Annotated in this window: 23 protein-coding genes and 1 pseudogene; 7 read left to right on the top strand and 17 right to left on the bottom strand. The window is 71.2% G+C overall.

Annotated elements, in window-relative coordinates; genetic code table 11:
• Positions 1-162: 162 nt before the first annotated feature.
• Complete coding sequence (locus tag C4U03_RS23265) at positions 163-1,119, bottom strand: DUF418 domain-containing protein (RefSeq protein ID WP_160147068.1); 957 nt, start codon at positions 1,117-1,119, stop codon at positions 163-165.
• Between the two features lie 723 nt (positions 1,120-1,842).
• Between C4U03_RS23265 and C4U03_RS23260 the strand changes: the two genes are divergently transcribed.
• Entirely contained in the window at positions 1,843-2,985 is a 1,143-nt protein-coding gene (locus C4U03_RS23260; protein WP_103940024.1) for a methyltransferase, read from the top strand.
• Between the two features lie 1,307 nt (positions 2,986-4,292).
• Here C4U03_RS23260 and C4U03_RS23250 read toward each other — a convergent pair.
• From C4U03_RS23250 to C4U03_RS23205, 10 genes are all read right to left on the bottom strand, one after another.
• Positions 4,293-5,039 carry a hypothetical protein gene (locus C4U03_RS23250; protein WP_103940020.1) on the bottom strand — a complete coding sequence of 249 codons (747 nt, stop codon included), beginning with the start codon at positions 5,037-5,039 and terminating at the stop codon, positions 4,293-4,295.
• A 186-nt stretch (positions 5,040-5,225) separates the two neighbouring features.
• Entirely contained in the window at positions 5,226-5,582 is a 357-nt protein-coding gene (locus tag C4U03_RS23245; RefSeq protein ID WP_160147067.1) for an OsmC family protein, read from the bottom strand.
• 320 nt (positions 5,583-5,902) lie between these two features.
• A complete protein-coding gene (locus C4U03_RS23240; RefSeq protein ID WP_103940016.1) occupies positions 5,903-6,613 on the bottom strand; it encodes a DUF3618 domain-containing protein in 711 nt (236 codons plus the stop codon).
• 121 nt (positions 6,614-6,734) lie between these two features.
• The gene (locus C4U03_RS23235; protein ID WP_146087483.1) at positions 6,735-7,325 is read right to left on the bottom strand and encodes a phosphatase PAP2 family protein; all 591 of its coding nucleotides are present in this window, start codon (positions 7,323-7,325) and stop codon (positions 6,735-6,737) included.
• 83 nt (positions 7,326-7,408) lie between these two features.
• Entirely contained in the window at positions 7,409-9,082 is a 1,674-nt protein-coding gene (locus tag C4U03_RS23230; protein WP_103940013.1) for an alpha-amylase family protein, read from the bottom strand.
• Complete coding sequence (locus C4U03_RS23225) at positions 9,079-10,050, bottom strand: TIGR03885 family FMN-dependent LLM class oxidoreductase (RefSeq protein ID WP_103940011.1); 972 nt, start codon at positions 10,048-10,050, stop codon at positions 9,079-9,081. The genes C4U03_RS23230 and C4U03_RS23225 overlap by 4 nt, the downstream gene beginning before the upstream one ends.
• A 127-nt stretch (positions 10,051-10,177) precedes the next feature.
• Entirely contained in the window at positions 10,178-11,035 is an 858-nt protein-coding gene (locus C4U03_RS23220) for a fumarylacetoacetate hydrolase family protein (RefSeq protein WP_103940009.1), read from the bottom strand.
• Complete coding sequence (locus C4U03_RS23215) at positions 11,032-11,901, bottom strand: fumarylacetoacetate hydrolase family protein (protein WP_103940007.1); 870 nt, start codon at positions 11,899-11,901, stop codon at positions 11,032-11,034. Before C4U03_RS23215 ends, C4U03_RS23220 begins: the two co-directional genes overlap by 4 nt.
• Before the next feature lie 44 nt (positions 11,902-11,945).
• Entirely contained in the window at positions 11,946-12,725 is a 780-nt protein-coding gene (locus C4U03_RS23210; protein WP_103940005.1) for an SDR family NAD(P)-dependent oxidoreductase, read from the bottom strand.
• An 18-nt stretch (positions 12,726-12,743) separates the two neighbouring features.
• On the bottom strand, positions 12,744-13,514 hold the full coding sequence (locus C4U03_RS23205; protein WP_200827411.1) for an SDR family NAD(P)-dependent oxidoreductase: 771 nt from the start codon (positions 13,512-13,514) through the stop codon (positions 12,744-12,746).
• Positions 13,515-13,617: 103 nt separating this feature from the next.
• Between C4U03_RS23205 and C4U03_RS40015 the strand changes: the two genes are divergently transcribed.
• Positions 13,618-14,412, top strand: coding sequence for an IclR family transcriptional regulator (locus C4U03_RS40015; protein ID WP_160147066.1), 795 nt, complete (start codon positions 13,618-13,620; stop codon positions 14,410-14,412).
• 364 nt (positions 14,413-14,776) lie between these two features.
• Here C4U03_RS40015 and C4U03_RS23185 read toward each other — a convergent pair whose 3' ends face one another.
• The gene (locus C4U03_RS23185) at positions 14,777-15,070 is read right to left on the bottom strand and encodes a hypothetical protein (RefSeq protein ID WP_103939999.1); all 294 of its coding nucleotides are present in this window, start codon (positions 15,068-15,070) and stop codon (positions 14,777-14,779) included.
• 179 nt (positions 15,071-15,249) lie between these two features.
• Between C4U03_RS23185 and C4U03_RS23180 the strand changes: the two genes are divergently transcribed.
• Positions 15,250-16,089 carry an SDR family oxidoreductase gene (locus C4U03_RS23180; protein ID WP_103939998.1) on the top strand — a complete coding sequence of 280 codons (840 nt, stop codon included), beginning with the start codon at positions 15,250-15,252 and terminating at the stop codon, positions 16,087-16,089.
• Positions 16,090-16,179: 90 nt separating this feature from the next.
• Here the strand turns inward: C4U03_RS23180 and C4U03_RS23175 are convergent, their stop codons facing one another.
• Together C4U03_RS23175 and C4U03_RS23170 are read right to left on the bottom strand one after the other, a co-directional pair.
• On the bottom strand, positions 16,180-18,195 hold the full coding sequence (locus C4U03_RS23175) for a DUF7507 domain-containing protein (RefSeq protein WP_200827410.1): 2,016 nt from the start codon (positions 18,193-18,195) through the stop codon (positions 16,180-16,182).
• A gap of 220 nt (positions 18,196-18,415) precedes the next feature.
• The gene (locus tag C4U03_RS23170) at positions 18,416-19,078 is read right to left on the bottom strand and encodes a TetR/AcrR family transcriptional regulator (protein WP_103939994.1); all 663 of its coding nucleotides are present in this window, start codon (positions 19,076-19,078) and stop codon (positions 18,416-18,418) included.
• Between the two features lie 260 nt (positions 19,079-19,338).
• Between C4U03_RS23170 and C4U03_RS23165 the strand changes: the two genes are divergently transcribed.
• The gene (locus C4U03_RS23165) at positions 19,339-20,592 is read left to right on the top strand and encodes a YncE family protein (RefSeq protein ID WP_103939992.1); all 1,254 of its coding nucleotides are present in this window, start codon (positions 19,339-19,341) and stop codon (positions 20,590-20,592) included.
• 150 nt (positions 20,593-20,742) lie between these two features.
• Here the strand turns inward: C4U03_RS23165 and C4U03_RS23160 are convergent, their stop codons facing one another.
• Positions 20,743-21,603, bottom strand: a complete 861-nt coding sequence (locus tag C4U03_RS23160) for an LLM class F420-dependent oxidoreductase (protein WP_103940407.1) — start codon at positions 21,601-21,603, stop codon at positions 20,743-20,745.
• Between the two features lie 381 nt (positions 21,604-21,984).
• The gene (locus C4U03_RS23155; protein ID WP_103939990.1) at positions 21,985-22,623 is read right to left on the bottom strand and encodes a class I SAM-dependent methyltransferase; all 639 of its coding nucleotides are present in this window, start codon (positions 22,621-22,623) and stop codon (positions 21,985-21,987) included.
• 149 nt (positions 22,624-22,772) lie between these two features.
• On the opposite strand from C4U03_RS23155, the pseudogene C4U03_RS23150 reads away from it, so the two are divergent.
• Together C4U03_RS23150 and C4U03_RS23145 are read left to right on the top strand one after the other, a co-directional pair.
• Positions 22,773-23,969 (top strand): annotated as a pseudogene (locus C4U03_RS23150) (RNA-guided endonuclease InsQ/TnpB family protein); the annotation flags it as partial.
• Positions 23,970-24,342: 373 nt separating this feature from the next.
• Positions 24,343-24,819: a cupin domain-containing protein gene (locus tag C4U03_RS23145; protein WP_103939986.1), complete on the top strand. Its 477-nt coding sequence runs from the start codon at positions 24,343-24,345 to the stop codon at positions 24,817-24,819.
• A 222-nt stretch (positions 24,820-25,041) separates the two neighbouring features.
• On the opposite strand, the gene C4U03_RS23140 is transcribed toward C4U03_RS23145, so the two are convergent.
• A complete protein-coding gene (locus tag C4U03_RS23140; RefSeq protein ID WP_103940405.1) occupies positions 25,042-25,503 on the bottom strand; it encodes a GNAT family N-acetyltransferase in 462 nt (153 codons plus the stop codon).
• A gap of 150 nt (positions 25,504-25,653) precedes the next feature.
• On the opposite strand from C4U03_RS23140, the gene C4U03_RS23135 reads away from it, so the two are divergent.
• Positions 25,654-25,884: transposase (locus C4U03_RS23135; protein WP_456119805.1), on the top strand; the 231-nt coding region annotated here is incomplete at its 3' end.

The following is a 25,884-nucleotide window of genomic DNA, read 5'->3' as shown; positions in this document are numbered from 1 at the left end:
GAAGGCAGGGGTCTCCACAGCTTTAGGAGTCCGATGAATCAGCGCCCGGCCGCCGCCCTGATCCGGTGCGGCCGGGCATCGTTCACATGGAGGAGTCCGCCGAGTCACCTCCGCCGCCGGAACGCGCCGGGGGAGACGGCCGGGCAGACGCCCACCGAAAGATCAGCGTTCGGCTGCCGGCCGGGGGCGGTTGGGTACGAGGCGCCACCAGGTGAGGCAGCGCCATGCCCATTCCAGTGGGCCGTAGCGGTGGTGGCGCAGCCATGCCCGGCTGAACAGCACCTGGAGGGCGAGGATCGCCAGGGCGGTGCCGACCACGGCGGCGACGCGGGGGTGGCCGCCCAGGTCGAGCAGGTGGTCGGCCGCGATCACCAGGGGTGTGGCGGTGATGTAGTTGGTCAGGGCCAGCCTGCCCAGCGGTTGCAGGACGAACGAGAGGGCCGCGTGCAGGCGTTCGCGTCTCAACAGCATCAGCAGCCCGATGGCATAGGCGGCCCCGGTGACGGCTCCGGCGGCCGCGGGCAGCGGTGAGTCGAAGGCCGCCGCGCCCATCGTCACCTGCCAGACGTTCAGCCCGGCCGCCAGGAGCGCCGTCGGATAGAAGGCCGCCGCTATCCGGCCGCTCCTGCGTGCGATGAGGCCGGGCACGTCATAGGCGCCCGCGGCCATCCCCAGCAGGAACAGGCCGGGGATGAGGGTGACGCCGCCCTCCGCGATGAGCAGAGAGGCGAGCGTGGCGGCCGTCCCGCCGGCCAGGACGGCCCGCCGGGGGAGGAACGAGGCGGGCAGCCCGAACACGATCCCGATGACGGCATAGGACACGAGCACCTCGCCCGGCTGCAGGACCTGGTGGGCCAGCCCGAACGGAAGCAGGAACCCGAACCTGGCCAACAGCACGGTGCGCGGCGGCTCCATCCCTCCCCGCGCGGCGCCCAAGAACAGCACGGCGCTGAGGCCGAACAGGAACGAGAACACCGGAAAGAACCGCTGGTGCACAAGGGTCTCGTAGAGATGACCGACGAGCCCCGGATCGGCTCCGGCCGTCCCCCACACCTGGATTCCGGTGATGGCGACGATGTTGGCCGACAGGATGCCGCACAACGCCAGCCCCCGCACCACGTCGATCTCCCCGACCCGGCCCCGACCGTCCTTTCGGCGATCGCTCCACCGCCCATCACCCCGCCCAGAGCCGTCCTGCCGATCACCCTGGCGGTCACCGTCCTGCTGACGACCACCCCGCCGATGATCGTCCTGCTCGTGGCCGTCCTGCCGGTGGGCGGCTTGCAGGCCGTCCGGAGGTGGCTGTGCCGGGCGGGCGTCGGGGCGTTCGGGGCGTCTGGGGAGGGGGGAGGGGATATCGGGCATCGGAGGACAGGTAACGCGCTGCGCGGGCGGGCGTCAATGCACAGGGATATCCACAGGTGCTTCCTGCGGGGAGCGACCCGGACCGGGGTGCGAGTTATCCACAGGCAGTGGACAACGTTCGCCCACAGTAGGTGAGCTGCGGAACCCCCCGGGTGTCCACTGCGTTTCCCCAGGGCAGTCCCCAGATTCGCAGTGGTTGTCCACGCCCCGGCGTCGCCCTGGGGAAGGCGCTGTGGATACTCGGAGGCGACAGCGATGTCCACAGGTTGTGGATAACCGATCTGCACAGGGCTCGACCAGCGGAGAGTCGTGGTCGTACACCGGATGTCCCCAGGGAGATCCCCAGAAAGGCCCCGGTTTTCCACCCTCTGATTCAACCGCCGACGCGGCCCGTACAGGGCAGGACCCGCCGTACGAAGGTCTCGGTCGGCGGAGAGAATCCGGGTAGGTTCGGTCGCAACCTGCCGGGGAGCCCCTGTGCGCACCGAAGAGCTCGTTCATTGGACCGAAGCGGGCCAGGCCCGCTCCGCTCGCTGGCGCTCGGAGAACGGGGCGCCGCCGCCCAAGCGCGTGACGATCGCCGACGACCGGATGAAGGCCGATGTCGCGTACCGGCTGGCCTGTGAGGGCACGGCGATCCTGTGGCGCGGCGACTTCCACAACGCACGCCAGCTCCTGCAGGCGATGTCCCGGCGTCTCGACCGGCCCAGGCGCCGACGCCGGCCGGGCGCGTCCGAAGTCCCCTCCCCGGCCCAGGCGTTCCACCTGCACCGGATGGCGCAGGCGCAGCGCGCCCGCACGCTCGGCATGCTCCTGGTGCCGCTCGACTCCGGCTATGGCGTCCCGCTGCGGCGCTCCCCCGACGTGCGGCAGGCGTGCCTGGAGGCGTACGGACCGGCGGACGAGCCGTCGCTGGTGTCCCTGCGGGAGCTGCTCGGCCTGGTGGGCGCCCACGAGTGGCGCAGGAAAGGCGTCGAGGTGCCCGCGCTCGGCGACCGCATCCACCCGCACTATGGCGTGTTCTCCCCCGTCCGGGGCGAGTACGTGGATCTGGTCGCGCGGGCGCCGTTGCCCTCTGCGCCGGCCCCGGCGTTCGACATCGGCACCGGTACGGGCGTGCTGGCCGCCGTCCTGGCCCGCCGGGGCGTCGCACGCGTCGTGGCCACCGACGCAGACCCGCGTGCGCTGGGCTGCGCCCGGGAGAACCTCGACCGGCTGGGACTGGCCGACCGGGTGGAACTCGTCCGGGCGGATTTGTTCCCACCGGGCCGGGCGCGGCTGGTGGTGTGCAATCCGCCCTGGATTCCCGCCCGCGCCACCACGTCCATCGAGCGCGCCGTCTACGACCATGACGGTCGTATGCTGCGCGGCTTCGTCGAGGGGCTGGCCGATCACCTGGAGCCGGGCGGCGAGGGCTGGTTGGTGCTGTCGGATATCGCCGAACACCTCGGGCTACGGTCCCGCGCCGAACTCATGGCCGCGTTCACCACCGCAGGACTGACCCCGGTGGACCGGCTGGACATCAGGCCCCGTCACCCGAAGGTCTCCGACAGCACCGACCCCCTGCACGCGGCACGCGCTGCGGAGACGACCTCCCTGTGGCGCCTGGCCGCCACCTGACACCCGCACTTGCCCGGGTCACTCCTCAGGACCGGCGCTCGGGCACGGCTCCGGCCCGCCGCTCGTCACAGCAGACCTCGGCCACCGCTCGCGACACGACTCCGGCCTGGCGCTCGCGACAGGCCGCGGCCCGGCACTCGCAGCAAGTCTCGGTCCGACACTCGCGGCACGGCTTTGGCCTGCCGCTCGTCGCAGGTGTCGGGCCGACGTTCGTGGCAGGTCTCGGCCCGCTCGTCGCAGGGCGCCGACCGCTCGTCGACGCCCCTGTCGTTGGGGCGAACCTACACAGGAGTAGGAGTTAGCTTTTTCGCACCCAGTGGGGGCGCTCGATGGCGGGTGACCGGGGGATGGGATCGCACGACGGTCCCAACGCCCGCATCGGTGAGCCGAAAACAGGGCCGGGGGAGCGAGGCCACGGTGGTGCGCCCGGAAGGGCCCACCTCGCCGTGGCCTCGTCGGCATCGGACCGGCCCGGCGCAAAGATGAAGACACCAGGCGATTACCGGCTTGACCGGTTCTTCAACGCACTGGTTCACAAATGGACCGCCGGCGGCGCCTTCCGGCACCGCCGGGTCTTCGCCCGGACCTCCGTTGGCCGAGGACGTCAGGTCCGGAACCGCCAGCGGGTCGCGGTCGCCTTCGCATCGCTGAACCTGGGGCCCGCCTCGGTCACTGGCTCCTGAGCCACCATGGTCTCCTTCGGTTCGTCCTCTGCCCTTCCGCGGTACGGACCGGCCGGAGCCCCGGAACTCGTCGTTCCCCGGCAGGCCCCGTCGCGGCGCCCTCACCCGCGTCGCGCAATCCGCACATGACGTCCTATGGCCGGACGACCACCGGTATGGGAAAGGGTTGTTTTGTCAGACCCCCGGGGAATGATTCGTGGTATGAGCAGAGAAGCCCAATCGGGCGTGCGGTGCCCCCACTGCCGCACGCCACTCACGCTCGCCACCGCTAACGGGAACTCGCCGGCACTGCCCGTCCGGGAGGAATGGTCTCCACCTCCCGTATGGGAGGTGCTGGCCGCCTATGCGGATCGGGTCAAGGACGCCTCCACGGCGGCCCGGGGCGCGGCCCAGGTACGGGAAAGCATGGTCCGGGCACGCCTTGCCGCCGCCCAGCGCAAGGCCGCCCAGAGCATACGGTCGCGGCCGAGCCGAAGCGCGTGACCGGACACCCTGGCCAAGGCGTATCCGGCCGTTGACCGGGCGCCTTTCCAGCCGTTCTCTTCGCAGCGGAAGCTGAATACGGGGCCACTCCCCGGTTACGCCTTGCCCTCCGCTCGGCGGCGACTCCGAACGCCAATTCCGTCACCCCCAGTCGGCTCCGGCCAGCGCCTCGTCGAGCCCCGGGGTCTGCCAGCGGTCCACGATCAGTATCCGTTCCGCGGCGAGATACCACTCCCGCTGGACGTAGAACCGTTCTCCCACCCGGCCCGTGCTCTCGTCCCGGCAGGGAACCCGCCACTGCCGGTAGGTCGCCTCCCTGCCCGCCACCTTCGCCATGGAAGCCCTGGTCAGCCGGGCAGGTCCGGCCTCCAGCGCGGGAGCGGCATTGCGATCGAGGCAGACCTGCACGTCCGTCCGGGGATGGTACGGGCGGGCCGGCGTGTAGGGGTTGCGCGTCACGTCGTCGTCATCGTAGGCACGCTGGACGCCCTCCGGGCCGACCAGCAGGAAGCCGGGGCACTTCTCGTCCCCCTTGGTGGTCCGTACGCAGTCACCGGTCCGGACCTCGACCGAATACCCGCGGCCACGCCGGTCGGCACCGGCCACCCGCCATTCCGGCCGCAGCCGAAGACGCAGGCCGAAGTAGGTGTAACGGGCGTCGTCCCCGTCGTCTCGTCCCGTCTTCGAGGTGTCCGGCGCCACCGGGGGATTCGGCGCCGTCGTGGGAGCCTGGGTCACCGCCGGGCTAAAGACGCCGGGAGTCGTGATCCCGCCCTGCGGGTCACCGCCGCCGGCACCGCCGCAGCCCGGCAGCAACGCGGCGGCACCGAGGAATCCCACCAGGACTCCGGCGGCCCTGGCCGCCGGCACTCCGCCGCTGCGAGGCATGGTCTCTCCGCTTGAACGAGCGCCGCCATGGAGAACGAACGATCCGGCCGCCGACATCCGGCCGCCTGGTCCGCATGCCCTACAAATCCCGCCTGTAACACCTGCACCGGCAGCCTAACTCCGGCCGCCACCCGCCCACAGCAGCCGCCGCGTAAGCGCCCCCTACCCCGGTCAAGCCACCACCGCCTAGGTCTTCTCAGTGGCCATGTGCGGGGTGGTGGAGGTGAGTTTGATCGACAGGTCCGGCTGGAGGCGGAGTGTTTCGTAGAGGGTGCAGCGTTCCAGGACGTTGAGGAGCGAGGCGCGCAGGCCGAGGGGGAGGTCGGTGACCGCGACCTCCATCTCGATCCCGCCGAGGCGGGCGGGCTGCAGCTCCGTTCGGTAGTGGGCGGTGACGGACACGCAGGCCGGCAGGCCGAGTCGGTTCAGGTAGCGCCGGGCGTGCTGGGCGAGGTCGGCCGCGACCCCCGCTACGAAGAGCTCCACCGGGGTCGGGCCGGTGTCGTGATCGAGCACGTCCGGGGGCTGGTCGATGTGGATCACATGCCGGCGGATCCGTGCTTCGCAATGTTCTCCGCACCGCGAGCGGACGGTGAGTTGAAGGGCGGTGCTGTTCATGGTCTCTCCCCGAAATACCGGTGACCGGCGCCCCACCGGGAGAGGGATACCCGCTCCACGCTCCGCATGCGCCGCCCGTTCGGTGAGCCGACGGCGGAGAGCAGGGCGGCGCCTTGAGGTGGCGGTGCCGGGCGCCGGTGAGGCGAGAGCGGAGAGGAGAGCGGTTCCTTGAGGCGGGTGTCGTAAAACGGCTGACGCCACCCGTTCGGTGAACGGGTGGCGTCAGCCGTCTGCCGGGCTTTCGGTCACTTCGGCATGGCGGCCTTGCGGGCGCGGCGCCGCCGGATCCGGCCGGCCGCCAGCAGCACCAGCGCCGCCGCGGCGGCACCCTGGACCCGCGGTCGGGTGGTCGGCGAGGACATGGCGGTACGGGCCTGGGCGGCCACCTTGGCGGGCACCTGAGCGTTCATCAGGTCGCCGGAGGCGCTGGAGATGCCGGCGGCCCCGCTCCGGAGCTGGTCGCGGACCTGGACGCCGGCCTGCTGGGCCGTCTGCATCGCGGCCTGCCAGCGGGTCGTCCGGCGGGCCCGGCGGCGGCGCCACAGCCACACGGCCACCGCGGCCGCACCGGTGCCGGCGGCCGCGGCCGCGCCGCCGGGGGCGGCCTTCGCCCGTACCTCCTCCGAGGAGGAGGTCTCCCGGGCCTTGGCCGCCAACTCGCGGGTCTTCTCCTGGGCCTTCTGCGCGGCGGGGGCGGTCCTGTCCCGGACGGTCTCGATCCCGTGCTGGGCCTGCGCGGTGATGTTCTCCTTGAACTGCCCGGCCTTGTCCTTGGCGCGGGTCTTCACGTCGGCCTTACTCGCCAGCGCCTCCACGGTCTCCCCGAGTTCGGCGCGGGTGCGCTCGATGTCGGTCCGCAGTTCCTGGGCGCCGTCCTTCGCTTCGGCCTGGTGGGCACCCGCGCTGCCGTTCTGCTGGGAACGTGCCGCCGTCGGTCTCGACTCACTGGTCGCCATCGGTGTCTCTCCCCTTCGATCTCCGCAATGACCTGCACGGTCGTCCGTCCTGGCGGTGCCTTGGACTGTCGGCAGTCCGGTTTGCTTGTCTCAGGACAAGTCCATGCCCGGCCTTGGCGTCCTAAACGTGGGCACCCCGAACGTGCGGGCGAAGTATCCGGTCCGGCCACCCTCGTGTGACGCTCCAGTGCAGGGCCAGCGCGGTCGTGGCCCCCGCCAGCGCACCGGCGGCCACATCGCTGGGGTAGTGGGCTCCGGTGTAGAGACGCGAATAGGCCACGACGGCGCCCAGCAGCCCCACCGGCACCCCTACCCGGGGTGTGGTCGCAATCACCGCCGTGGTGAAGGCCGCCGCGGCGGCGGTGTGACCCGAGGGGAACCCTCCGGTGTCCGGGATCCGGCCGGGCCGCCGGCCACGCAACGAGCGGGGCGGCCGGGACCTGTCCACCACCCGTTTGGCGGCCTTGTTGCACACCGGCTCGGCCAGCAGCATCGCGGCCACCGCACGCCGTGCGGCCGACCGTACGGCCGGATCGCCGGCGGCGGTCATCACCGCCGCCACCGCCCACCATCCCAGCAGGTGGTCGGTGGCCCGTGAGGCTCGCGGCATCCACCGGTCCAGGACGGGGCGGGAGTGCCCCACCACCCAGAGCAGCAGCCGCCGGTCGACGCGTCGTGCCAGGTCGGCGGTCGAACGTACACCGTCCGGCACGGGGAGGTCCACGGTCGCCTCGCGTACCGCCGCGCCGGCCCCGTGGCGTCCCGAACGCACGGCCCTCGATACGGACACGGCGATCAGTCCGGCAGAGCCTGGTCGCGGGGAACGGGGCGCAGCCACCGGCAGCCGTAGCCGTCGAGGCGGACCACGGCGGTGCCGTCCGAAGCGACCTCGGTGGTGCCGTCCACCAGCAGGTCGGTCAGCAGCCAGGAGGAGTCGAGCTCGTCCAGCGTCAGGCGGGCCTCCACCGGGTCCTGGGAGAAGTTGTGCAGCGCCACGACGGTGCCGCCCTCGCGGGAGCACCGGTGGGCCAGCACCTGATCGGTCCCGGTGTCGAGGATGTCGAGATCGCCCCAGGCCAGTTCCGGGTTCTCCCGGTAGCGCCGGGTGAGCATGCCGATCCACGACAGCAGCGAACCGGGGTCGCGGCGCTGGGCCGCCGCGCTGACCCTGTCGGGCCCGTACCGGCCCTCGACCACCTGGCCCGGGAACCGTGACGGGTCCGCGTCGGAGAAGCCCGCCCCCGGGCCCGGCCGCCACTGCATCGGCGTACGTACCGCGAGACGGCCCTCAGCCCGCAGGTCCTCGCCCATGCCGATCTCCTCGCCGTAGAACAGCACCGGAGTGCCGGGCAGGGAGAACAGCAGGCTGTAGACCATCTTCAGGCGCTTCGGGTCGCCGTCCAGCATCGGCGGCAGGCGCCGGCGCAGGCCACGGCCGTAGAGCTGCATGTTCTCCTCGGGGCCGAACGCCTGGAAGACCTCTTCGCGTTCGGCGTCCGACAGCCGGTCCAGCGTCAGCTCGTCATGGTTGCGGACGAACGTGGCCCAGTGGCCGTCCTTGGGCGGCGCGGGCCGCTCCCGCAGGGCCTCGGCCAGCGGACGGGCGACCCGGCGGGCCAGCGCCAGGTACATCTTCTGCATGCCGACGAAGTCGAAGCACATCGTCAGCTCGTCGCCCTGTTCGCCGCCGTAGAAGGCCATCGTGTCGGCGTAGGGCAGGTTCACCTCGCCGAGCAGCACCGCCTCACCGTTGCGGCGCGACAGGAACGCTCGCAGGTCGGCCAGGTAGTCGTGCGGGTCGGGCAGCCGCGAGGCGTCGGCCTGGCCGTCGGTCTCCAGCATGAACGGAACCGCGTCCACCCGGAAACCCGACAGCCCCAGCTCCATCCAGAAGCCCATGATCCGGGCGATCTCGTCGCGCACCTCGGGGTTGGCGACGTTGAGGTCGGGCTGGTGCTTGTAGAAACGGTGCAGGTAGTACTGCCCGGTGTGCTCGTCGTACTGCCACAGGCTGTCCTCCTTGTCGGGGAAGACCACGCCCTTGGGCCCGTCGGGGGGCGGCTCGTCCGCCCACACGTACCAGTCGCGGTGGCGCGAGTCGCGGCCGGACCGGGCGTCCTGAAACCACGGATGCCGGTCGGAGGTGTGGTTGACGACCAGGTCGGCGATCACCCGCATGCCCCGGTCCCGCGCGGTGCGGACGAACTCCACGAAGTCGCCGAGCGTGCCCAGCCTCGGGTCCACCCCGTAAAAGTCGGTGATGTCGTAGCCGTCGTCGCGGTCGGGCGACGGATAGAACGGCATCAGCCAGATGCAGGTGACACCCAGCCGGTCAAGGTAGTCGATCTTCTGGGTGAGTCCCCGGAAGTCACCGCACCCGTCCCCGTCGCCGTCCCGAAACGTCTCCACGTCCAGGCAGTAGACGACCGCTGTCTTCCACCACAGGTCGGCCGTGCGGGTCAGCTTCATGACGGACGGTCCCCGGTGAGCTGGGGCAGCACCTTGGCGCCGAAGGCGTCGATGAACGGGCCCAGGTCCTGGCCGACGTGGTGGAGGTAGACGCGGTCGAAGCCGAGTTCGGCGTACTCGTGCAGCCGGGCGGTGTGCCGGCCCAGGTCGGAGGAGATGTTGACGACCTCGGCGACCTGCCCGGCGGTGACGCGCTCGGAGACCGCGTCGAAGTGGTCGGTCATCTCCAGGTCCCAGCAGACCGGTGGGGGGAACACGTTGCTGCGCCACTGCTCGTGCGCGATGCGGACGGCCTCCTCCTCGTCCGGCGCCCAGCTCAGGTGCACCTGGAGGGCCAGCGGCCCGCGGCCTCCGGCGTCGCGGTAGGCGGCGACGATGCGCCGGAGCGTGGGGGCCGGGGCGTTCACGGTGACCAGCCCGTCGGCCCACTCGGCGCACCAGCGGGCGGTGGCCTCGCTGACCGCCGCCCCGATCAGCGGCGGTACGGTGTCCGGGCGGGTCCACAGCCGGGCGCGGTCCACGGTGACCAGCCCGTCATGGCTGACCTCCTCCCCGGCCAGCAGCGCCCGGATGATGTCGACGCACTCGCGCAGCCGCGCGTTGCGCACCTCCTTGCGGGGCCAGGGCTCGCCGGTGATGTGCTCGTTGCTGGCCTCGCCGCTGCCGAGCGCCGCCCAGAACCGGCCGGGGAACATCTCCCCCAGCGTTCCGATGGCCTGCGCGATGATGGCCGGGTGGTACCGCTGGCCGGGCGCGTTGACCACGCCGAACGGCAGGCCGGTGGCCTGCAGCGCGGCCCCCAGCCACGACCAGGCGAACCCGGACTGCCCCTGCCGCGCGCTCCACGGCGAGAAGTGGTCCGAGCACATCGCCGCCGCGAACCCGGCCTCCTCGGCGTGCACCATGGCCGCCAGCAGCGCACCGGGCGCGATCTGCTCGTGGGACGCATGAATCCCGTAGACGGTCATGCGCGCCCCTTACCCTCAAAAAATCCTCATACCCGGGTAAAGAACGCGTCTGCCGCGTTCCCGCACGCCAGGCCGTCGGGGATCGGCTCGTTCGGCCCGCGGTGCGGCCGGTCGAGCCGGAACGGCATCAGGTGTCCGGGCCGTGCCGAGGCGCGGTGAACCGCTGGGTGATGGAGCCGACCCCCTCCAGCTCGCTGACCAGGACCTCGCCCGGCCGGAGGAAGCGCTTGGGGGAGCGGGCGTTGCCGACGCCCGGCGGCGTGCCCGTGAAGATGAGGTCTCCCGGGTACAGCCGGCACACGTGGGACAGCCGGAACACCAGCTCGGGAATGTCGTAGATCATGGCGGAGGTGCGCGCGCTCTGCACGACCTCGCCCGACAGGCTGCACGAGATGGCCAGGTCCCCCGGGTCGTCGAACTCGTCGGGGGTGACCAGCCACGGCCCGGTGGGACCGAACCCGGGGAACGACTTCGCCAGGCTGAACTGCGGCTTGGCACCGGCGAGCTGCGAGGTCCGTTCCGACAGGTCCTGGCCGAGCGTGATGCCGGCGACGTGGTCCCAGGCGTCCTGCCGGCTCACCCGGAAGGCCGGCCGGGACAGCGCCACCACCGCCTCGACCTCCCAGTCCACCGTGCCGGTGGGCAGTTCCACCTCGCACACGGGCCCGGCCAGGCAGCTCGGGAACTTCGTGAACGTCACCGGCGGCGACTCGGGCGGATAGCCGGCCTCGCGCGCGTGCTCGGCGTAGTTGATGCCGATGGCGAAGACCTGGGCGGGCCGGGGCACCGGCGGCCCCAGCTCCTCCGGGTCGAACGGCCTCCCGAGCGCGGCGTCCAGGTCCCCGCCCCAGCGGGCGAAGGCGTCCCACTCGGCGAAGACGGCCTGCGGGTCGGCGGGGAAGCGGCCCTCGCTGGCCCGGGCGACGTCCACCGCCCGGTCCCCGACGATGACGGCCAGCCGGCCGCCGAGATTGGCCGTCCTCACCAGCCGACCCGCTCCGGAGCGGGCTCGCCGTAGGCGTCCTGCCAGGAGACGACGGGGTTACGCAGCACCCCCACCCCCTCGATCTCCGCCTCGATCACGTCTCCGGGACGCAGGTAGAAGTCGAACGGGTTCGGCTGGACGGCCGCGACACCGGACACCGTGCCGGTGGTGATGATGTCGCCGGCGCTGTAGACCTGCGGCGAGTGGTAGGCGACCAGGTGTGGGATCGACACGCGCATCTGGCCGGTGTGCCCGGTCTGCCGGACCTCACCGTTCACCCTGAGCTGGAGCGCGAGGTCCTGCATGTCCTCGATCTCGTCGGCGGTGACGATCCAGGGGCCGATCGGGCAGAAGGTGTCGATGGCCTTGCTGAAGGAGAAGACCCCGGACTCCATCTCGCGGCGCTGGATGTCGCGGGCGGTGATGTCGTTGAAGACGGTGAAACCGGCGATGTGCTCTGTGGCCTGCTCGGGCCCGAAGAACTTGCCGGGCCTGCCGATGATCACGGCCAGCTCGATCTCGTAGTCGAGCTCCTCGGTGAGGTGCTCGGGATGCACGACCGGCTCGTCCGGGCCGATGATCGCGTCGACGTTCTGGAAGAACACGATGCCCTTGTGCACCGGGTGCGACCAGTTGACCGCCTGGAGCTCCTCGTGGTGGTCGGCGAAGTTCCCGGCGGTGTGGAAGAACTTCCGGGGCCGGATCGGCGCGCGCAGCCTCACCTGGTCGAGCTTCAGCCGTTCGCCGGTCTCGCCGACTCGGCCCTCGCGTTCGAAGAACGCGCGGGTGGAGGGGACGTCGAGCTCGATGACGTCGTCGCCGTCGAGGCGCCCGACCCGGCCCTCGTCGAAGGTGATCAGCTTCATGCGGGTCCTTCCGGTCGTTGGACGGGTCGTGGCCGGCCGCGCCGTCAGGCGCCGACCATGTTGAAGCCGCCGTCGGCGAGCATGTAGGCGCCCGTGATGTGCGAGGCCTCCTCGGTCGCCAGGAAGAGGGCGGTGCCCGCCACCGCCTCCGGCGGGGGGATCGTCCCCATGGGGGTCTGCGCGATGAGCTTCTCGCGGCGCCCGGACTTCCAGTCCTCGCGTTCCAGGGTGGCCCCGGTTTCCATGAAGCCGGGGGCGAAGGTGTTGACCCGCACGGTCGGCGCGAACGCGGCGGCGTACGACTTGGTGACGCCGAGCAGCCCGTACTTGGCGGCGGCGTACTGCGGGGCGCGCGCACTGCCTCGGACCACCACGGTCGACCCGATGTTGACGATGGAGCCGTGCCCCTGCTCCAGCATCCGGGACCCGAACTCGTGCGTCATCAGCAGGGTCCCCTTGAGGTCCACGTCGATGACGCGGTCCAGCGACTCCTGGGTGAGCTGACGCCACGACATCTGCTCGGTCGCCACGTCCCCGACGTTGTTGACCAGGACGTCCAGCACCCCGAAGTGGTCGAAGACCTCCTCGGTCAGCCGCTGGATGGCCTCCCAGGACGAGATGTCCGCCCGCACGGTGAACGCCTCGCCGCCGATCTCGCGGATGCGTTCGGCGGTCCGCTCGGCGCCCTGCTTCGAGCGGTTGTAGTGCACCCCGACCCGGGCGCCCTCCTGCGCCGCACGGAAGGCGATCTCGGCGCCGAACCCGGTACCGGCCCCCGTGACCAGCACCGACTTCCCGGCGAACCGGGGGAAGATCCGACTCATCGTGTTCTCCGTCCCTGCTCAGACGAGCGTGCGTCCGCCGTCGACGTACATGACATGGCCGGTCATGAACGCCGCGTGCGGTGAGGAAAGAAACAGCACCGGCCCCACGACCTCCTGCGGGGTGCCCAGCCGGCCGGCCGGGACCAGGCGCACCAGGCCCTCGCGCACTCCGGGCCGGGCGAGGTGGGCGGCCGTCAGCGGCGTCTCGATGTAGCCGGGCGCGACCGCGTTCACGGTGACCCCGTGGGCGGCCCACTCGGCGGCCATCACCCGCATCATCTGGTTCAGCCCGCCCTTGGAGGCGGCGTACGGGCCGTGATCGCGGTGCGCCAGGTGGCCCGAGACCGAGGACAGGAAGACGATGCGCCCGGCGCCGGCCGCCACCATGTGGCGTCCCGCCGCCTGCGCGGCCCTGAACGCGGTCGACAGGTTGACGCGCAGCACCCGGTCCCATTCGTCCTCGGTGAACTCCAGGATCGGCCGGCGGTCGTTGACGCCGACGCAGTGCAGCAGCACGTCGAGCCCGCCGAGCGTCTCCAGCGCCTGCCGGACGACGTCGGCGCCGGCGCCCGGCTCGGTGAGGTCGGCGGTGCGGCCGTGCAACTCCGGGTGCCGTACGCGCAGCTCGTCCAGGCGGGCCGCGTCCCGGTCCACCGCCAGTACGTGCGCCCCGGCGTCGAGGTAGCCGCGGATGCACTCCGCGCCGATGCCGCCCGCCCCGAGAACGAGGACCCGAGCGCCGTCGAGGCCCAGCCAGCCCGCCGTCCCGTCCGGTGATGCCTGCGCCACCCGCGACTCCCTACGACTTTCACTACATGAAAGCTACTTTCACCCAGGAAGAGTATTGTGGGACACAGATGATCTCGTCAACGCATCCGGGCTCGGGGGGACCATGGGCGCTCGCGGCACCGCCGACGGCGACAGGTCGCGGTACCACATCGCGGCGCTGGCCAAGGGCCTGCAGGTGCTCAGCCTCTTCGACGGCACCACGCTGTCCCTGCGCACCAGCGACATCGCGGCCCGGACCGGCATCCCCATGCCCACGACGTTCCGGATCGTCTCCACGCTGGAGGAGCTCGGCTATCTCGAACGCACGCACGACGGCGCGCTGCAGCCCGGGGTGAAGGTGCTGACCCTCGGCTCCGCCGCGATGCGGGGCTCGGGTCTGGTGCAGCTCAGCGACCGCCCGCTGCGGCTGCTGGCCGAGGCGACCGGCGAGACGGTCAACCTCGGCGTCCTGGTCGAGGACCGCGTGCTGTACCTGGCGCGGCTGCGTAACGCCGACCTCGTCACCGCGAACGTGCACGTGGGCTCGACGCTGCCCGCCCCGTACACCTCCATGGGCAAGCTGCTGCTGGCCTACCTGCCGCCCGACGAGTTCGACCGCCGGATCACCGCGGCCTCCTTCACGCCGGGTGCCGGCCCCAACGCCGTCTCCAGCGTCCCGGAGCTGCGCGACCGGCTGGAACAGATCCGGCGGGACGGGTACGCGATCCAGGACCAGGAGCTCGCCCAGGGCCTCCGGTCGGTCTCGGTGCCGGTCTTCGGCGCCGACGACCTGCCGGTCGCCGCGGTCAACGTGGCGGTCTCGACCGCCCGGCACCCGGAGAGCGCCCTGCACGGCACCATCCTGGAACGGCTCCGCGGCACCGCCGCCGACATCAGTGCGAAACTACGGACCCGCTGACCTTGGCCGCGTCCGTTCACCCCGCCGGCCCGGCGGCGAGCACCCGTCCGGCCGTGCCCTGAGGGATTGCGACCCCGCCTGGCCTATGGAAATATCACTCTTGCCAAGGAGAGGGTTATTCTCACTTCTCCGAACGGTCTTCTGGCCTTGGCCGCGGCGAGAGGGAGACGCGATGGCAGGGGTGAGCGGCTCGGGCCTCCTCACCCTCGACGGTCTCTCCAGGCCGCCACGTCTTCCGGGCCGGGCTCGCCGACGTCATGGATGTGGTCGGCCGGCAACCGTGGCCTGTCTCGCCGTCACTTCAGGGCCGGGGTCACGCTCGGGAGAACACCGCCGGCTCGAAAGGCCGGGGTCTGCGGTCGGGTCAGAGGGGCAACTCGGCCAAGGCGGTGTTCACGCGCTCTTCGCGGTGGTAGTCGAAGGCCGTCAGCGTGTACCGGAAGCAGGACAGCATCACCCGTCCGGGGTTCCGCCGGTCGGCGTGGATCCGCCAGTCCGCCTGTTCTTGATCGTCCACGATGTACTCGAACGCCTCGTCGGGCTGCAGGGTATGGCGCCGGATGGCCTCGGCCGCGGCCTGTGCGGCGGCAGGCTCGGCGAGCCTGGGAAAGCTCTCGGCCAGTATCGCCACGACCGCGTCGGGATAGTCGGAGGACATACGGCTCCTTTGGGGTCTCATTCCGGACAAAGGATGAGAGTCGCGTGCCCGCCGTCGGGTTCGGCCGTCGCGAGCGGAAGGGCCGATCGGCCGGCCACCACCGTCCGCCGCCGAAACCCGAGCCTGGAACGGTACCGGGCCTGCGCGTCCGCCGAACGAACCGCCGGAGGAGAGAACGCATGACGACCGTGGGCATCGCGACCGGAGCCGGGCGCGGGATGGGGCTGGCATGCGCCCGCCGGTTCACCGGCATGGTCGACACGTTGCTACTGGTGGACCGGGACGAGGCGACCGTGGCCGCGGCCGCCGAGGACTTGTCGGCCTCCGGCGGCGGCACGGCCGTCGAGCCGTTCGTCCTCGACATCACCGATCGCGACGGCCTCGCCCGGCTGGCCGCCCGCGTCTCGGAACTCGGCACGCTGCGCGCCGTCGCCCACGCCGCCGGGATCTCTCCCACCATGGCCGACTGGCGCCGCATCCTCACCGTCGACCTCGTCGGGACCGCGCTGCTCGCCGAGGCGCTCCGCCCGCTGGCCACCGCCGGGACGGCGATGGTGTGCTTCGCCTCGATGGCACCGGTGCTCGCCCGTACCCGGCCGGATCCGGCCGTCGCCGCGATCCTGGACGCCCCGCTGCACGAACGGTTCCTCGACCGGCTCCACGAGGCCCTCGGCCCGGCCATCGAGGACCCCGGAGCCGCCTACGCGTTCGCCAAGCACGGCGTGCACCGCTTCGTGCAGCAGGAGGCCACGAGGCTCGGCCCGGTGGGCGCCCGCGTCTGCTCGGTCTCCCCCGGCATCATCGACACGCCCCAAGGACGGCAGGAGGCGGCGAACCACCCGTCGATGGACAGGCTCGTCCAGCAGACCCCTCTCGGCCGCGCGGGCCGCCCCGAGGAGGTCGCCGCCGTCGTCGCCTTCCTGCTGTCGGCCGAAGCCGGCTTCCTGACCGGCACGGACATCCTCATCGACGGTGGCGTGTGCGCCGCCGTACACCGCCAGGCCACCGGGAACGGCTAGCCGCCCGGCCCCCTCCTCTCGCACTCGCGTCGCTCGATGTACCGCTTCGCACAAAGCGGAGCCGGGCGTACAGGGGTGGATGGGCTGGTGTCAGGAGCAGGAACAGGAGCAGTTCATGGCGCCGCCGGGGCCGGACCCGTACGGGGCGGGGCCGGGCTGGTACCAGCCCCAGGGTCCATGGGCCGGCATCGACCACATGCCGGGAGCCTGTCCCTGACCTGCGGCCTGGCCCTGACCCTGGCCCTGACCCTGGCCGGAAGCCTGGCCGGGGGCCTGGCCTTGGCCGGTGGGGGTGGAGCCGGGGCCGGAGTGGTGGCCCGATCCGCCGTTGGCGACCCAGTACCACTGGTATTGCGGGTAGTACGGCGGTCCGGCGGCGGCCTCCTGAGGGGCCTCGTGGCCAGGGCCGGGGTGGCCGTGCTGTTCAGGGGCGGGGCCGTACCAGGCCCAGTATCCGTGCTGCTGACCGCCGTGCGGTTGTCCGCCGGCCTGTTGCCCGCCGGGCTGGGGTCCACCCGGCTGCTGACCGCCGTGCTGCATCTCCTGGCCGTAGGCCCCGGGGTAGAGGCTGTACCCGGGCCATGGCCACCCTCCTGAACCGTACGGGCCAGGCCCCGGCATGGGAACGGGCTGTGGCATCGGACCGGGAACCGGGCCGGGCATCGGCAGGGACATGGGGACGGGGCAGGCGGTGGCGGCGGGCTGCCCGCACAAGGTCACCTCGACGGTGCCAGTCGCCTCGGTGCTGGTCTCGTTGGCGGTGGCCATGGCCGTGTTGCGGATCGGGCCGAGCGCGGTGACCTTGGCCTGCAGTTGCAGGCTGGCGGTGCCCCCGACCGGCAGGTCCCCGATGGTCCACTGACCGCCCGCCGCCTCGTAGCGGCCCAGGCTGGCGGTGGCGCCCAGGAAGGCCAGGCTGCCGGCGGGCAGGCGGTCGGTGACGGTGACACCGGTGGCCGGGGTGGGGCCCTGGTTGGTGACACTGAGGTGGAAGGTCACGACTTCGCCCAGTCCCGCATTGGACCGGTCGGCGGCCTTCACCAGGGCCAGCGTGACGGGCTGGGCGGTGGTGAAGGCGGCGGCGTCGGAGGTGGAGTGCAGGTGCTCCACCTGCTTGCCCAGGGTGTTGTCGTAGGTGACGGTCGCCTGGTTGGCGATGGTACGACCGGCGCCCTCACGTTCGACACGGACGCGGAACTCGGCGGTGACGCCGTTGGGGACGTCGATGGTGGAGGGCAGCGAGCCGCCACGGTTGGCGGTGGCGCCCTCCCCGACGGGCAGGGTCAACTGGCGGGCGTGCGGGTCGTAGCCGCCGAGCCCACCGCCACCGGGGCCGTCGATGATGCGCAACGAGCCGGGCACGTAGCTGGTGCCGTCCGGGATGCCGTCGATCAGCATCACGTTGCCGGCCGGGGCGCCGCCCTCGTTCCTGAGGTTGACCCGGTAGGTGACGATCTCCCCGACCCGGGCCCCGGAGACCGGCTCGGCGGTCTTGGTGACCACCACGCACGGCGCCGTCCCGAACACGACGTTGTCCAGCAGGTTGCCCTCGTGCTGGTGGCCGCCCGCCGCCGAGACCGCACGGAAGGCGAACCGGGTGATCGTCTGCCCGGGAGGCACCACGTACTCGCCGGAGTAGTGGCCCCACCTGTCCTTGCCGTCGGTCATCGTCCGCTGCTGGACCGGGTTGTCGGGGGCGCCGATGTCCAGCGCCATCGTGTCCATGCCCCGCCGGCCCCGGTGCGACAGCCTCCAGTACAGCTTGGTGCCCGGCGTGGTCGGCAGGTCCTGGTAGAGCGTGGCGGCTTCCTCGGCGTTCAGCTCGCCGTACTGCGCGCCGCTCTCGGTCTCGACCCCCTCCGCCCCCGACCTGCGCAACTCGATCTGGCGACCGACGGCGGTGGTGCGCCAGCCCGGCACCTGGTCCTCCCCGAAGTACTGCCAGTCCTCCCGGGCGGTGATCGCGGGCTCCTCGAAGCCGCCGTTGACCAGCGCCACCCGCAGCGGGACGTCCTGCGCGCTCGGGTACTGCCGCGCCGGCGTCGCCACCACCGGCTGCTGCACGATCGGGGACTGCTGAGGGACGGTGTCGGTACTGCCGGACACGACCATCTCCTTCCATGCATGAACGGCTGATGCACCGGGTCCGGCACATCCCACCCCGCGAATACCCACAGCATCTGCACGGGTACCGACTGTTAAGCAAACGCGTGCTCCACGAGGCGAAGGCCAACACACCGCCCCCGCCAACCCTCCACCAAGAACCCGCCGTCACCCCTGGACTCCCGCCGACCCGACCACGGCGGGCATGACGGCGGTACGGGGGTCAGCGGGCGGGGCCTTCTCCGGCGGCGAACTGGAGCCTGCCCAGCAGGATCTGCAGGAGTTCGTCGATGATCTGGTCGAGGGTGGCGTCGACCCAGCCGACGGCCCAGTCGTGCATGAGGCCGTTGATGGCTCCGATGAACGCGGCGGCGGGGACGCGGAAGTCACGGGCGGGGATCTCGCCCCGGGCGGCGGCGGCCTCGGCCTGCTCGCACAGGAAGTCGATCCAGCGGGCACGGCGGTCCAGGCGCTGGCGGTCCAGGCGGGGGCTGACGCCGATGATCTCGACGAAGGCGATGCGGGTGTGGCGGGGGTCGGCGGTGACCCCGGCGGCGTAGGCGCGGAACAGCCGGGTGTAGCGGTCGATGGGGTCCAGGTGCTGCACCTGCGGCAGGAGGTCCACCACGGCCTGCGCGGCGACGTCGTTGACGTACAGGTGCAACTCGGCCAGCAGGTCCTCCAGGGTGCGGAACTCCTCGTAGAACTGGCGGGTGGACAGCCCGGCGGCCCGGCACACGTCCGTGATCTTGGTGGCACGGTAGCCGGGGCCGGCGCCGAACAGGTCCAGGCCCGCCTCCAGAAAGCGGCGGCGGCGTTCGGCCTGCCGTTCGGCCGCCGATCTGCCCCCGTACCGGCCCGCCGCCGGCGTGATCCTGCCCGCCACCGTGTCCTCCGTTCCACGCTGTCCCGATTTTCGCCCATCGGGTCTTGTGGTGGACGTCACGTGTGCCTACCATCGAGTAACAAGTCTGAATATCTCCATATTCAGACTTTCCGGGTCCGTGCGCCAGGCCCACAAGGCCCCAAGGCCCGCGGGCTCTCCGGCCGGCCGTGCCCGATCGCCGTGTTCCCTCCGTGTGGAGGCCCACGGGCCCCGCACCGTTCTCCAGTTCCGCGTACCTCCCACCCCCCTGGAGGAAGAACATGCAGGCCTCGCTCCCTGCGCGCTGGCGTAGATCCCTGCTCGGCGGCGCCGTGGCGGCCATGACGGCCGTCGGCGTCTGCGCCGCTCCCGTGAACGCCGCTCCCGCGCTGCAGGAGGTGATGCTCGTCGGCAACAACTGGGAAGGCACCGCCGACGTCATCAAGTCCACCGGCGACTTCGCCAAGATCGGCCGGATCAACCTCATCCCCGACAAGGACCAGCGGCTGCGCGAGATCTACCTCAACCCCATCCGGCTGGCCTTCTTCCTCGGCATCCGGGAGACCGTCGGCGAGGGCCACGACCAGTACGTCGACGACATGTACACCACCCCCGACGGCTCGGCCATCGTGGTCTCCCGCCCCAGCTTCGCCGACGTGGCCTCCATCGACACCGCCACCGGCGCGCTGAAGTGGCGCTTCCCCGTCTCGGGTTACCGGTCGGACCACATGGCCGTCTCCCCCGACGGCACCAAGGTGGCGGTGTCCGCCTCCACCGGCAACACCGTCCACGTCCTGAACATCAACACCGGCCAGCAGGTCGGCTCCTTCGCCACCGGCGACAAGCCCCACGAGAACGTCTTCACCAACGGCGGCCGGTACATCTGGAACATGTCGATCGGCGAGGTCAACAACGACTTCGACGCCCCCTGGCAGGACTTCCTCAAGGGCGACCGCAAGATCACCATCGCCGATGCCGCGACCTTCCGGCAGGTCAAGGTCATCGACATGCGGCAGCGCCTGGACGCCTTCGGCCGCCGCGACATGTCCGACGCGGTACGGCCGGTCGCCTTCACCCCCGACGAGTCCACGCTGTACTTCCAGGTCTCCTTCTTCAACGGCTTCTTCGAGTACGACGTGGCCGCCGACCGGATCACCCGGATGAAGACCCTCCCGGAGAACCCGGCCACCGATGACGACCGCACCACGTTCGTCAACGACTCCCGCCACCACGGCATGTCCATGAACCCCGCCGGCACCAAGCTGTGCATCGCCGGGACCATGGACGACTACGCCACCATCGTCGACCGCGCCACCCTGCAGGAGGGCCCGCTGGTGACGGCCGCCAAGCCGTACTGGGCCACCGTCAGCGGCGACGGCCGGGCCTGCGTCATCTCCGAGAGCGGCGCCGACCAGGTCACCGCCATCGACTTCGCCACCGGCCGCAAGATCACTTCCGTCCCCGTCGGCGACCACCCCCAGCGGGTCCGCCTGGCCCACCTGCCGGCCGGCTGGACCGGCCCGGCCGGCCGCTGACCCCGCCGGTGCCGGGACGGGACGGCGGAACGCCCCGTCCCGGCACCACCGGGCACGGCCCAGGAGAGGCCTCGGCACGGTCCGCGCGGGAGTCTCCGTGGCGGGGCACGGAAGTCTCCGCGGTAGGGCGCCGGAGTCTCCGCGGCGGGATCAGCGCAAGGCGGCGGCGAGGCGGCGCCACTGCTCCCGCGGGAACGTCCGGGAGTCGGCCGTGAGTACCTGCACGCAGACATGGTCGGCGCCGGCGGCGCGATGCTCGTCCACCCTGCGCATGATCGCCTCCTCATCGCCCCAGGCGATCAGGGCGTCGAACAGACGGTCGCTCACCGAGGCCACGTCCTCGGGCGTGAATCCCTGACGCAGCAGGTTGTTGGCATAGTTCGGCAGCCCCAGATAGCCGCGCAGCCAGTCGACCCCGATCGCCCGCGCCTCCTCGGCCCCCGAGCACAGGATGACCGTCTGCTCGGGCAGGACGAGCGGCCCCTCGCCCAGCGCCTCACGGGCGCTCCGGGTGTGCTCGGGCGTCACGAGATAGGGATGGACTCCGCGAGCCCGCTCGGCCGCCAGCGCCGTCATCTTCGGACCCAGCGCGGCCAACACCCGCTCCGTGGCGGGCACCGGGGGATCCGCGCTGTCCAGACCGTCGAGGAAGCCCGCCATAGCCGCCAGCGGCCGCCGATACCGGCCGGGCTCGTCAGCGTCGATCAGCGGAGCGTGGCTCACCCCGATGCCCATCAGGAACCGCGCACCGTGCGCGTCCGTCAGCGACGCGTACGACGCCGCAGCGTCCGCCGGTGCGTGCATCCACAGGTTGAGGATGCCGGTCGCGACGACCGCACTGCGGGTCGCCGCCAGCAACCGGCCGACCGCATCGAACAACGGCCCGCCGACATCGGGCACCCACAGCGCGCTGAACCCCAGCTCCTCCAGCTCCGCGGCTGCCTCAGCGGCCTCGCCCGGGTCCCCGTACCGCAGTTGCTGACTCCAGATCCCGACCCCCGAAAGCTCCATCAGCACGCCCCTTTCCTCCACGACACCAACCCGGCCGCACTCCGCGGCCCAGATACCTGCCCTGGCACAGGACCCTAGCCCCAGAGCTCCGGCACGCCGCTGAAGCATCACCCGAACGGGTGTCCGCCCTGGTGGGCGATCCACCCGGCCGCGCCGCAGAGCCCGCAGAGCCCTCAGAGCCCGTCGAGCGCCGACAGGGGCAGCAGCCTCCACCGGTACCGGCCCGCCCCGGGCTTCCCGGAGCCGGAGCACTCCCGCCGGAGGCGTCTGCTCCATCGGGATCGGCGGTGGGGTGTCTCAGTGCCCCGTTCGGAGCCCGGGTCGGTCACTGTCGGCAGGATCGGGCCGGGAGATGGTACGTCGTCGCGCCCCAGACCGGACCTACTGTCGGCGCATCAGCAGACGGCCCTGGCGGTACCGTTCCCCCTCGCCGGGCTCGCGCAGCACCCGGCCGACTTCGACGAACCCGGCCTGGCGTGCCAGCGCGGCCAGGTCGTCGATCGGCCACCGGTAGGCCGGCGCCGCCTTGTGGTCGAAGGGCGTCACCGGCGCACCCTCGGACTCGAAGAAGCCGAGCAGCAGGTGGCCGCCCGGGGCCAAGACCCGGCAGAACTCGCTGAAGTACGCCGGCAGTTCCTGCGGCGGCGTGTGGATGACCGAGTACCAGGACACGATGCCGCCCAGCTCCCCGTCGGCCAGGTCCAGGGCGTCCATCGAACCGACCTCAAAGCGCAGGTCGGGATACTCCCGGCGGGCAAGGTCGATCATCACCGGCGACAGGTCGAGGCCCGAGACGTCCAGTCCCAGCTTCCGCAGGTACGCCGTCACATGTCCGGGGCCGCATCCGAGCTCGGCGACGGGCCCGCCACCGGCGGTCCGTACGACCTCGGCGAACACGGCCAGCGCCGCACGATCCAGCGGCTGGTCATCGAGCGCCCCCCGGAAGAGATCGGCATAGAGGGCGGCAACGGCGTCGTAGGCCTCCGCCGTCACACGGAGATAAGAGGAACTCGCGGTCATCAGAAACCTCCGAGGAAGCCCCTGCCTTCAGGCGGGGGAGGAATCGGACCCCTGCGGAGCAGGACAGGGGTAGGCGATTCGCCGCCAGGCGGACCGCCGTCTACCACGGCAGAGCAGTCTTTAACTGATCTAGCGGTATGATGTAAGGCGTGGCGCAGATCGTGAAGCGGGCCTACAAGTACCGCTTCTACCCGACTTGCGAGCAGGCCGAAGAGCTTGCCCGGACGTTCGGCTGCGTCCGCCTCGTCTACAACAAGGCGTTACAGGAGCGCACCCGCGCCTACACCCTGGAGGGCCGCCGCGTCTCCTACGTGGAGTCCTCGGCCGCGCTCACTCAGTGGAAGAAGACACCCGAGTTGGCGTTCCTGGGTGAGGTGTCGTCGGTGCCGTTGCAGCAGGCGCTGCGGCACCTGCAGGCCGCATTCGCGAACTTCTTCGCCAAGCGGGCCAAGTACCCAACGTTCAAGAGCAAGAAGAAGTCCCGCGCGTCCGCCGAGTACACCCGCTCCGCCTTCCGCTGGCGGGACGGCCGGTTGACGCTGGCGAAGATGGACACGCCGCTGCACATCGTGTGGTCGCGTCCCCTCCCGGAAGGTTCGGAGCCGTCCACGGTGACGGTCTGTCGGGATGCGGCTGGACGCTGGTTCGTGTCGATCCTGGTCGAGGAGAAGATCGCCCCGCTTGTCCCGGTGGAGCAGTCGGTGGGCGTGGACGCGGGCGTCACGGCGCTGGCGACGCTGTCCACCGGAGAGAAGATCGTCAACCCGCGTCACGAGCGGGCCGACCGCAAGCGGCTTGCGAAGGCGCAGCGTGCCCTTGCCCGCAAGGCCAAGGGGTCGAACAACCGGGCCAAGGCCCGGCTCAAGGTGGCGCGGGTGTACGCCCGCATCGCTGATCGCAGGAGGGATCACCTGCACAAGGTCACCACACGGCTTGTTCGCGAGAACCAAGTGATCGCCGTGGAAGACCTGACCGTCCGCAACCTGGTCCGCAACCACAGCCTGGCTCGCGCGATCTCGGACGCGGCCTGGCGAGAACTGCGGATGATGCTGGAGTACAAGGCCGCCTGGTACGGGCGCACGCTGGTGGCGGTGGACCGCTGGTTCCCCTCCTCCAAGCTGTGCTCGGCGTGCGGCACCTTGCAGGAGACGATGCCGCTGAACGTCCGCGAGTGGCAGTGCCCGCACTGCGGCACCATCCACGACCGCGACGTCAACGCCGCCAAGAACGTGCTCGCCGCCGGGCTGGCGGAGAGCTGAAACGCCTGTGGAGCTGGTGTAAGACCTCAACGAGAGTCCTCTCGGGCGGGGCGACCGGCGGTGAAACAGGAAGACCAACCGGCGACGGTTGGAACCCCCCGCCTTCAGGCAGGGGAAGAGGTCAAGACGGGCCACCCTAGCCCCCACCGCCTCAACCACAGCAGAACGTGCGGATCCAGGGAAGGTGCCGTACTGCCGGACATAGCAGAGGAAGCCGGGCTTCAGACCGCCGCCGGACACGGCGACGCCGCGGTGGGCGGCGGGTTGGCCGAGAGGCGCACCATGACGGTGGTCCACCGGGCACGAGCCTCGGCGACATCGGGCAGGTGGCGGTGCCGGAAACGGGTAGGGCAGTGTCATCGGACACGGCATCGGCCGTTGGGCTGATCGCCCCACCGGAGTTGAGGGCAAGCCGCTGACCCTTTCAGGCTCGCACCAAGCACAGGAAGGGAGGAACCCGATGACGACCACGGCGCCTCTCCTGGTCCGCCCCGCCGAGGGACAGCACGTCTGGCATCTGGGCTCGATGATGAGATTCATCGCCACCGGCGACCAGACCGAAGGTCACTTCTGGCTCGCGGACGTCACCGCCCCGCAGGGCAGCTCCGCCCCGCTGCACCGGCATACCCGCGAGGACGAGACGTTCATGGTCGCCGACGGCGAGCTGACCGTACGCGTGGACGACCGGACTCTGAAACTGGGGCCGGGCGACATCGCCTACGCCCCCCGGCACCTGCCGCACGACTGGCGCGCGACCTCCCAGCAGGCCCGCTTCTTCGTCTTGGGCACACCGGCCGGCTTCGAGGGCTACTTCTTCGAGACGGGCATCCCGCTCCCCGGTCCCTCCGCCCTCCCCCCACCCGGCTTGGAGGACGAGATCCCCGCCCGCACCACGTTGGAAGCCGCACTCGTCAAGTACGGCTGCGAATTCCTCTGACCGGGCCGAGCACTCCAACGCCCAACAAAAGACCGACCTCCACGAGACCACCGGCCTCACCCTTGTCGGCTCGATCCGCCCCAAGGTGATCACAAGGTGTGCGGCGTCGATGTCCCGACGCTGATGGCCTCCTGAGTGTGCCGGTGTTCGCCCGTGTCGCCGTCACTGCCGTCAGCGCTTCGGCCTGGACACCCTCCTGGCCCACAAGCTGGGACCACGTGGTCAGGTGACGTTTTTGCGGTAGACCTGGCGGGACCCGCCTTCAGGGCCTGGGGGCGCCGGCTCGGCGGGGACGAATCCGAGTCTTTCGTAGAAGACGCGGGCGCCGCTTTCCTCGGCGCCGGGGTGGTCTGCGCCGAAGGTCACGACCTCCACGGTCGCAGGGCGCTGCACGAACCGGCCCATGACGTCCGCCATCAGGGCGCGGCCGACCCCCTGCCCGCGCGCTTGCTCACAAACCACGAGCCAGTGCACGTGATAGGTCGGGGGTTCAGCACCGAAGAGCAGACCGCCGACCACGTTCGCCCCGTCCACCGCGACGAGCGCCGTGGCCCGACTGATGTGCTTGTCCACGGCGGCGTGAAACCCCGGGTCCTGCACCATGGGGCCGAACCAGTGCTCGACCTGCCCCGCCAGATCAAGAAAGCCAGGCACATCCTGCCCACAGGCGAGTCTGACGTTCATCCGAGCAGTGTCGCAGCACACGGGACGAGCGGACCGGGACTGTCCTAAAGATCGTGTGGGTGGGGTGGTGATCCGGAAGGCTGGGGCCGATGCCCCGGCCGGGAAGGATCACACGTGACCAACCACGACGAGGACGAGCCGCAGGGCGGGCTGGATGTCCAGCTCGCCGCCGAGCTGGTCGCCAAGGCCAAGGCCGAGGGGGTGTCGCTGGTCGGCCCGGACGGGCTCTTGGCCGGGATCACCAAGACCGTGCTGCAGGCCGCGCTGGAGGCCGAGATGACCGAGCATCTGGGCTATGAGCGCGGTGAACACCCGGCCGCGCCGACCGGCAATCACCGCAACGGCAGCTCGGCCAAGACGGTGTCGACCGAGGTCGGGCCG

Source organism: Thermomonospora echinospora (assembly GCF_900108175.1).
Classification (GTDB): domain Bacteria; phylum Actinomycetota; class Actinomycetes; order Streptosporangiales; family Streptosporangiaceae; genus Thermomonospora; species Thermomonospora echinospora.
The sequence above is the reverse complement of the archived record's forward strand: the minus strand, read 5'-3'. Positions and strand labels throughout refer to the sequence as shown.

What these genes read in the sequence shown, in the direction of transcription:
- C4U03_RS23250 (WP_103940020.1), bottom strand. Translation starts at nt 5,039, where the DNA reads ATGCCTCGCAGCGGCGGAGTGCCGGCGGCCAGGGCCGCCGGAGTCCTG.
- C4U03_RS23240 (WP_103940016.1), bottom strand. Translation starts at nt 6,613, where the DNA reads ATGGCGACCAGTGAGTCGAGACCGACGGCGGCACGTTCCCAGCAGAAC.
- C4U03_RS23230 (WP_103940013.1), bottom strand. Translation starts at nt 9,082, where the DNA reads ATGAAGCTGACCCGCACGGCCGACCTGTGGTGGAAGACAGCGGTCGTC.
- C4U03_RS23225 (WP_103940011.1), bottom strand. Translation starts at nt 10,050, where the DNA reads ATGACCGTCTACGGGATTCATGCGTCCCACGAGCAGATCGCGCCCGGT.
- C4U03_RS23215 (WP_103940007.1), bottom strand. Translation starts at nt 11,901, where the DNA reads ATGAAGCTGATCACCTTCGACGAGGGCCGGGTCGGGCGCCTCGACGGC.
- C4U03_RS23210 (WP_103940005.1), bottom strand. Translation starts at nt 12,725, where the DNA reads ATGAGTCGGATCTTCCCCCGGTTCGCCGGGAAGTCGGTGCTGGTCACG.
- C4U03_RS40015 (WP_160147066.1), top strand. Translation starts at nt 13,618, where the DNA reads ATGGGCGCTCGCGGCACCGCCGACGGCGACAGGTCGCGGTACCACATC.
- C4U03_RS23185 (WP_103939999.1), bottom strand. Translation starts at nt 15,070, where the DNA reads ATGTCCTCCGACTATCCCGACGCGGTCGTGGCGATACTGGCCGAGAGC.
- C4U03_RS23180 (WP_103939998.1), top strand. Translation starts at nt 15,250, where the DNA reads ATGACGACCGTGGGCATCGCGACCGGAGCCGGGCGCGGGATGGGGCTG.
- C4U03_RS23165 (WP_103939992.1), top strand. Translation starts at nt 19,339, where the DNA reads ATGCAGGCCTCGCTCCCTGCGCGCTGGCGTAGATCCCTGCTCGGCGGC.
- C4U03_RS23160 (WP_103940407.1), bottom strand. Translation starts at nt 21,603, where the DNA reads ATGGAGCTTTCGGGGGTCGGGATCTGGAGTCAGCAACTGCGGTACGGG.
- C4U03_RS23155 (WP_103939990.1), bottom strand. Translation starts at nt 22,623, where the DNA reads ATGACCGCGAGTTCCTCTTATCTCCGTGTGACGGCGGAGGCCTACGAC.
- C4U03_RS23145 (WP_103939986.1), top strand. Translation starts at nt 24,343, where the DNA reads ATGACGACCACGGCGCCTCTCCTGGTCCGCCCCGCCGAGGGACAGCAC.
- C4U03_RS23140 (WP_103940405.1), bottom strand. Translation starts at nt 25,503, where the DNA reads ATGAACGTCAGACTCGCCTGTGGGCAGGATGTGCCTGGCTTTCTTGAT.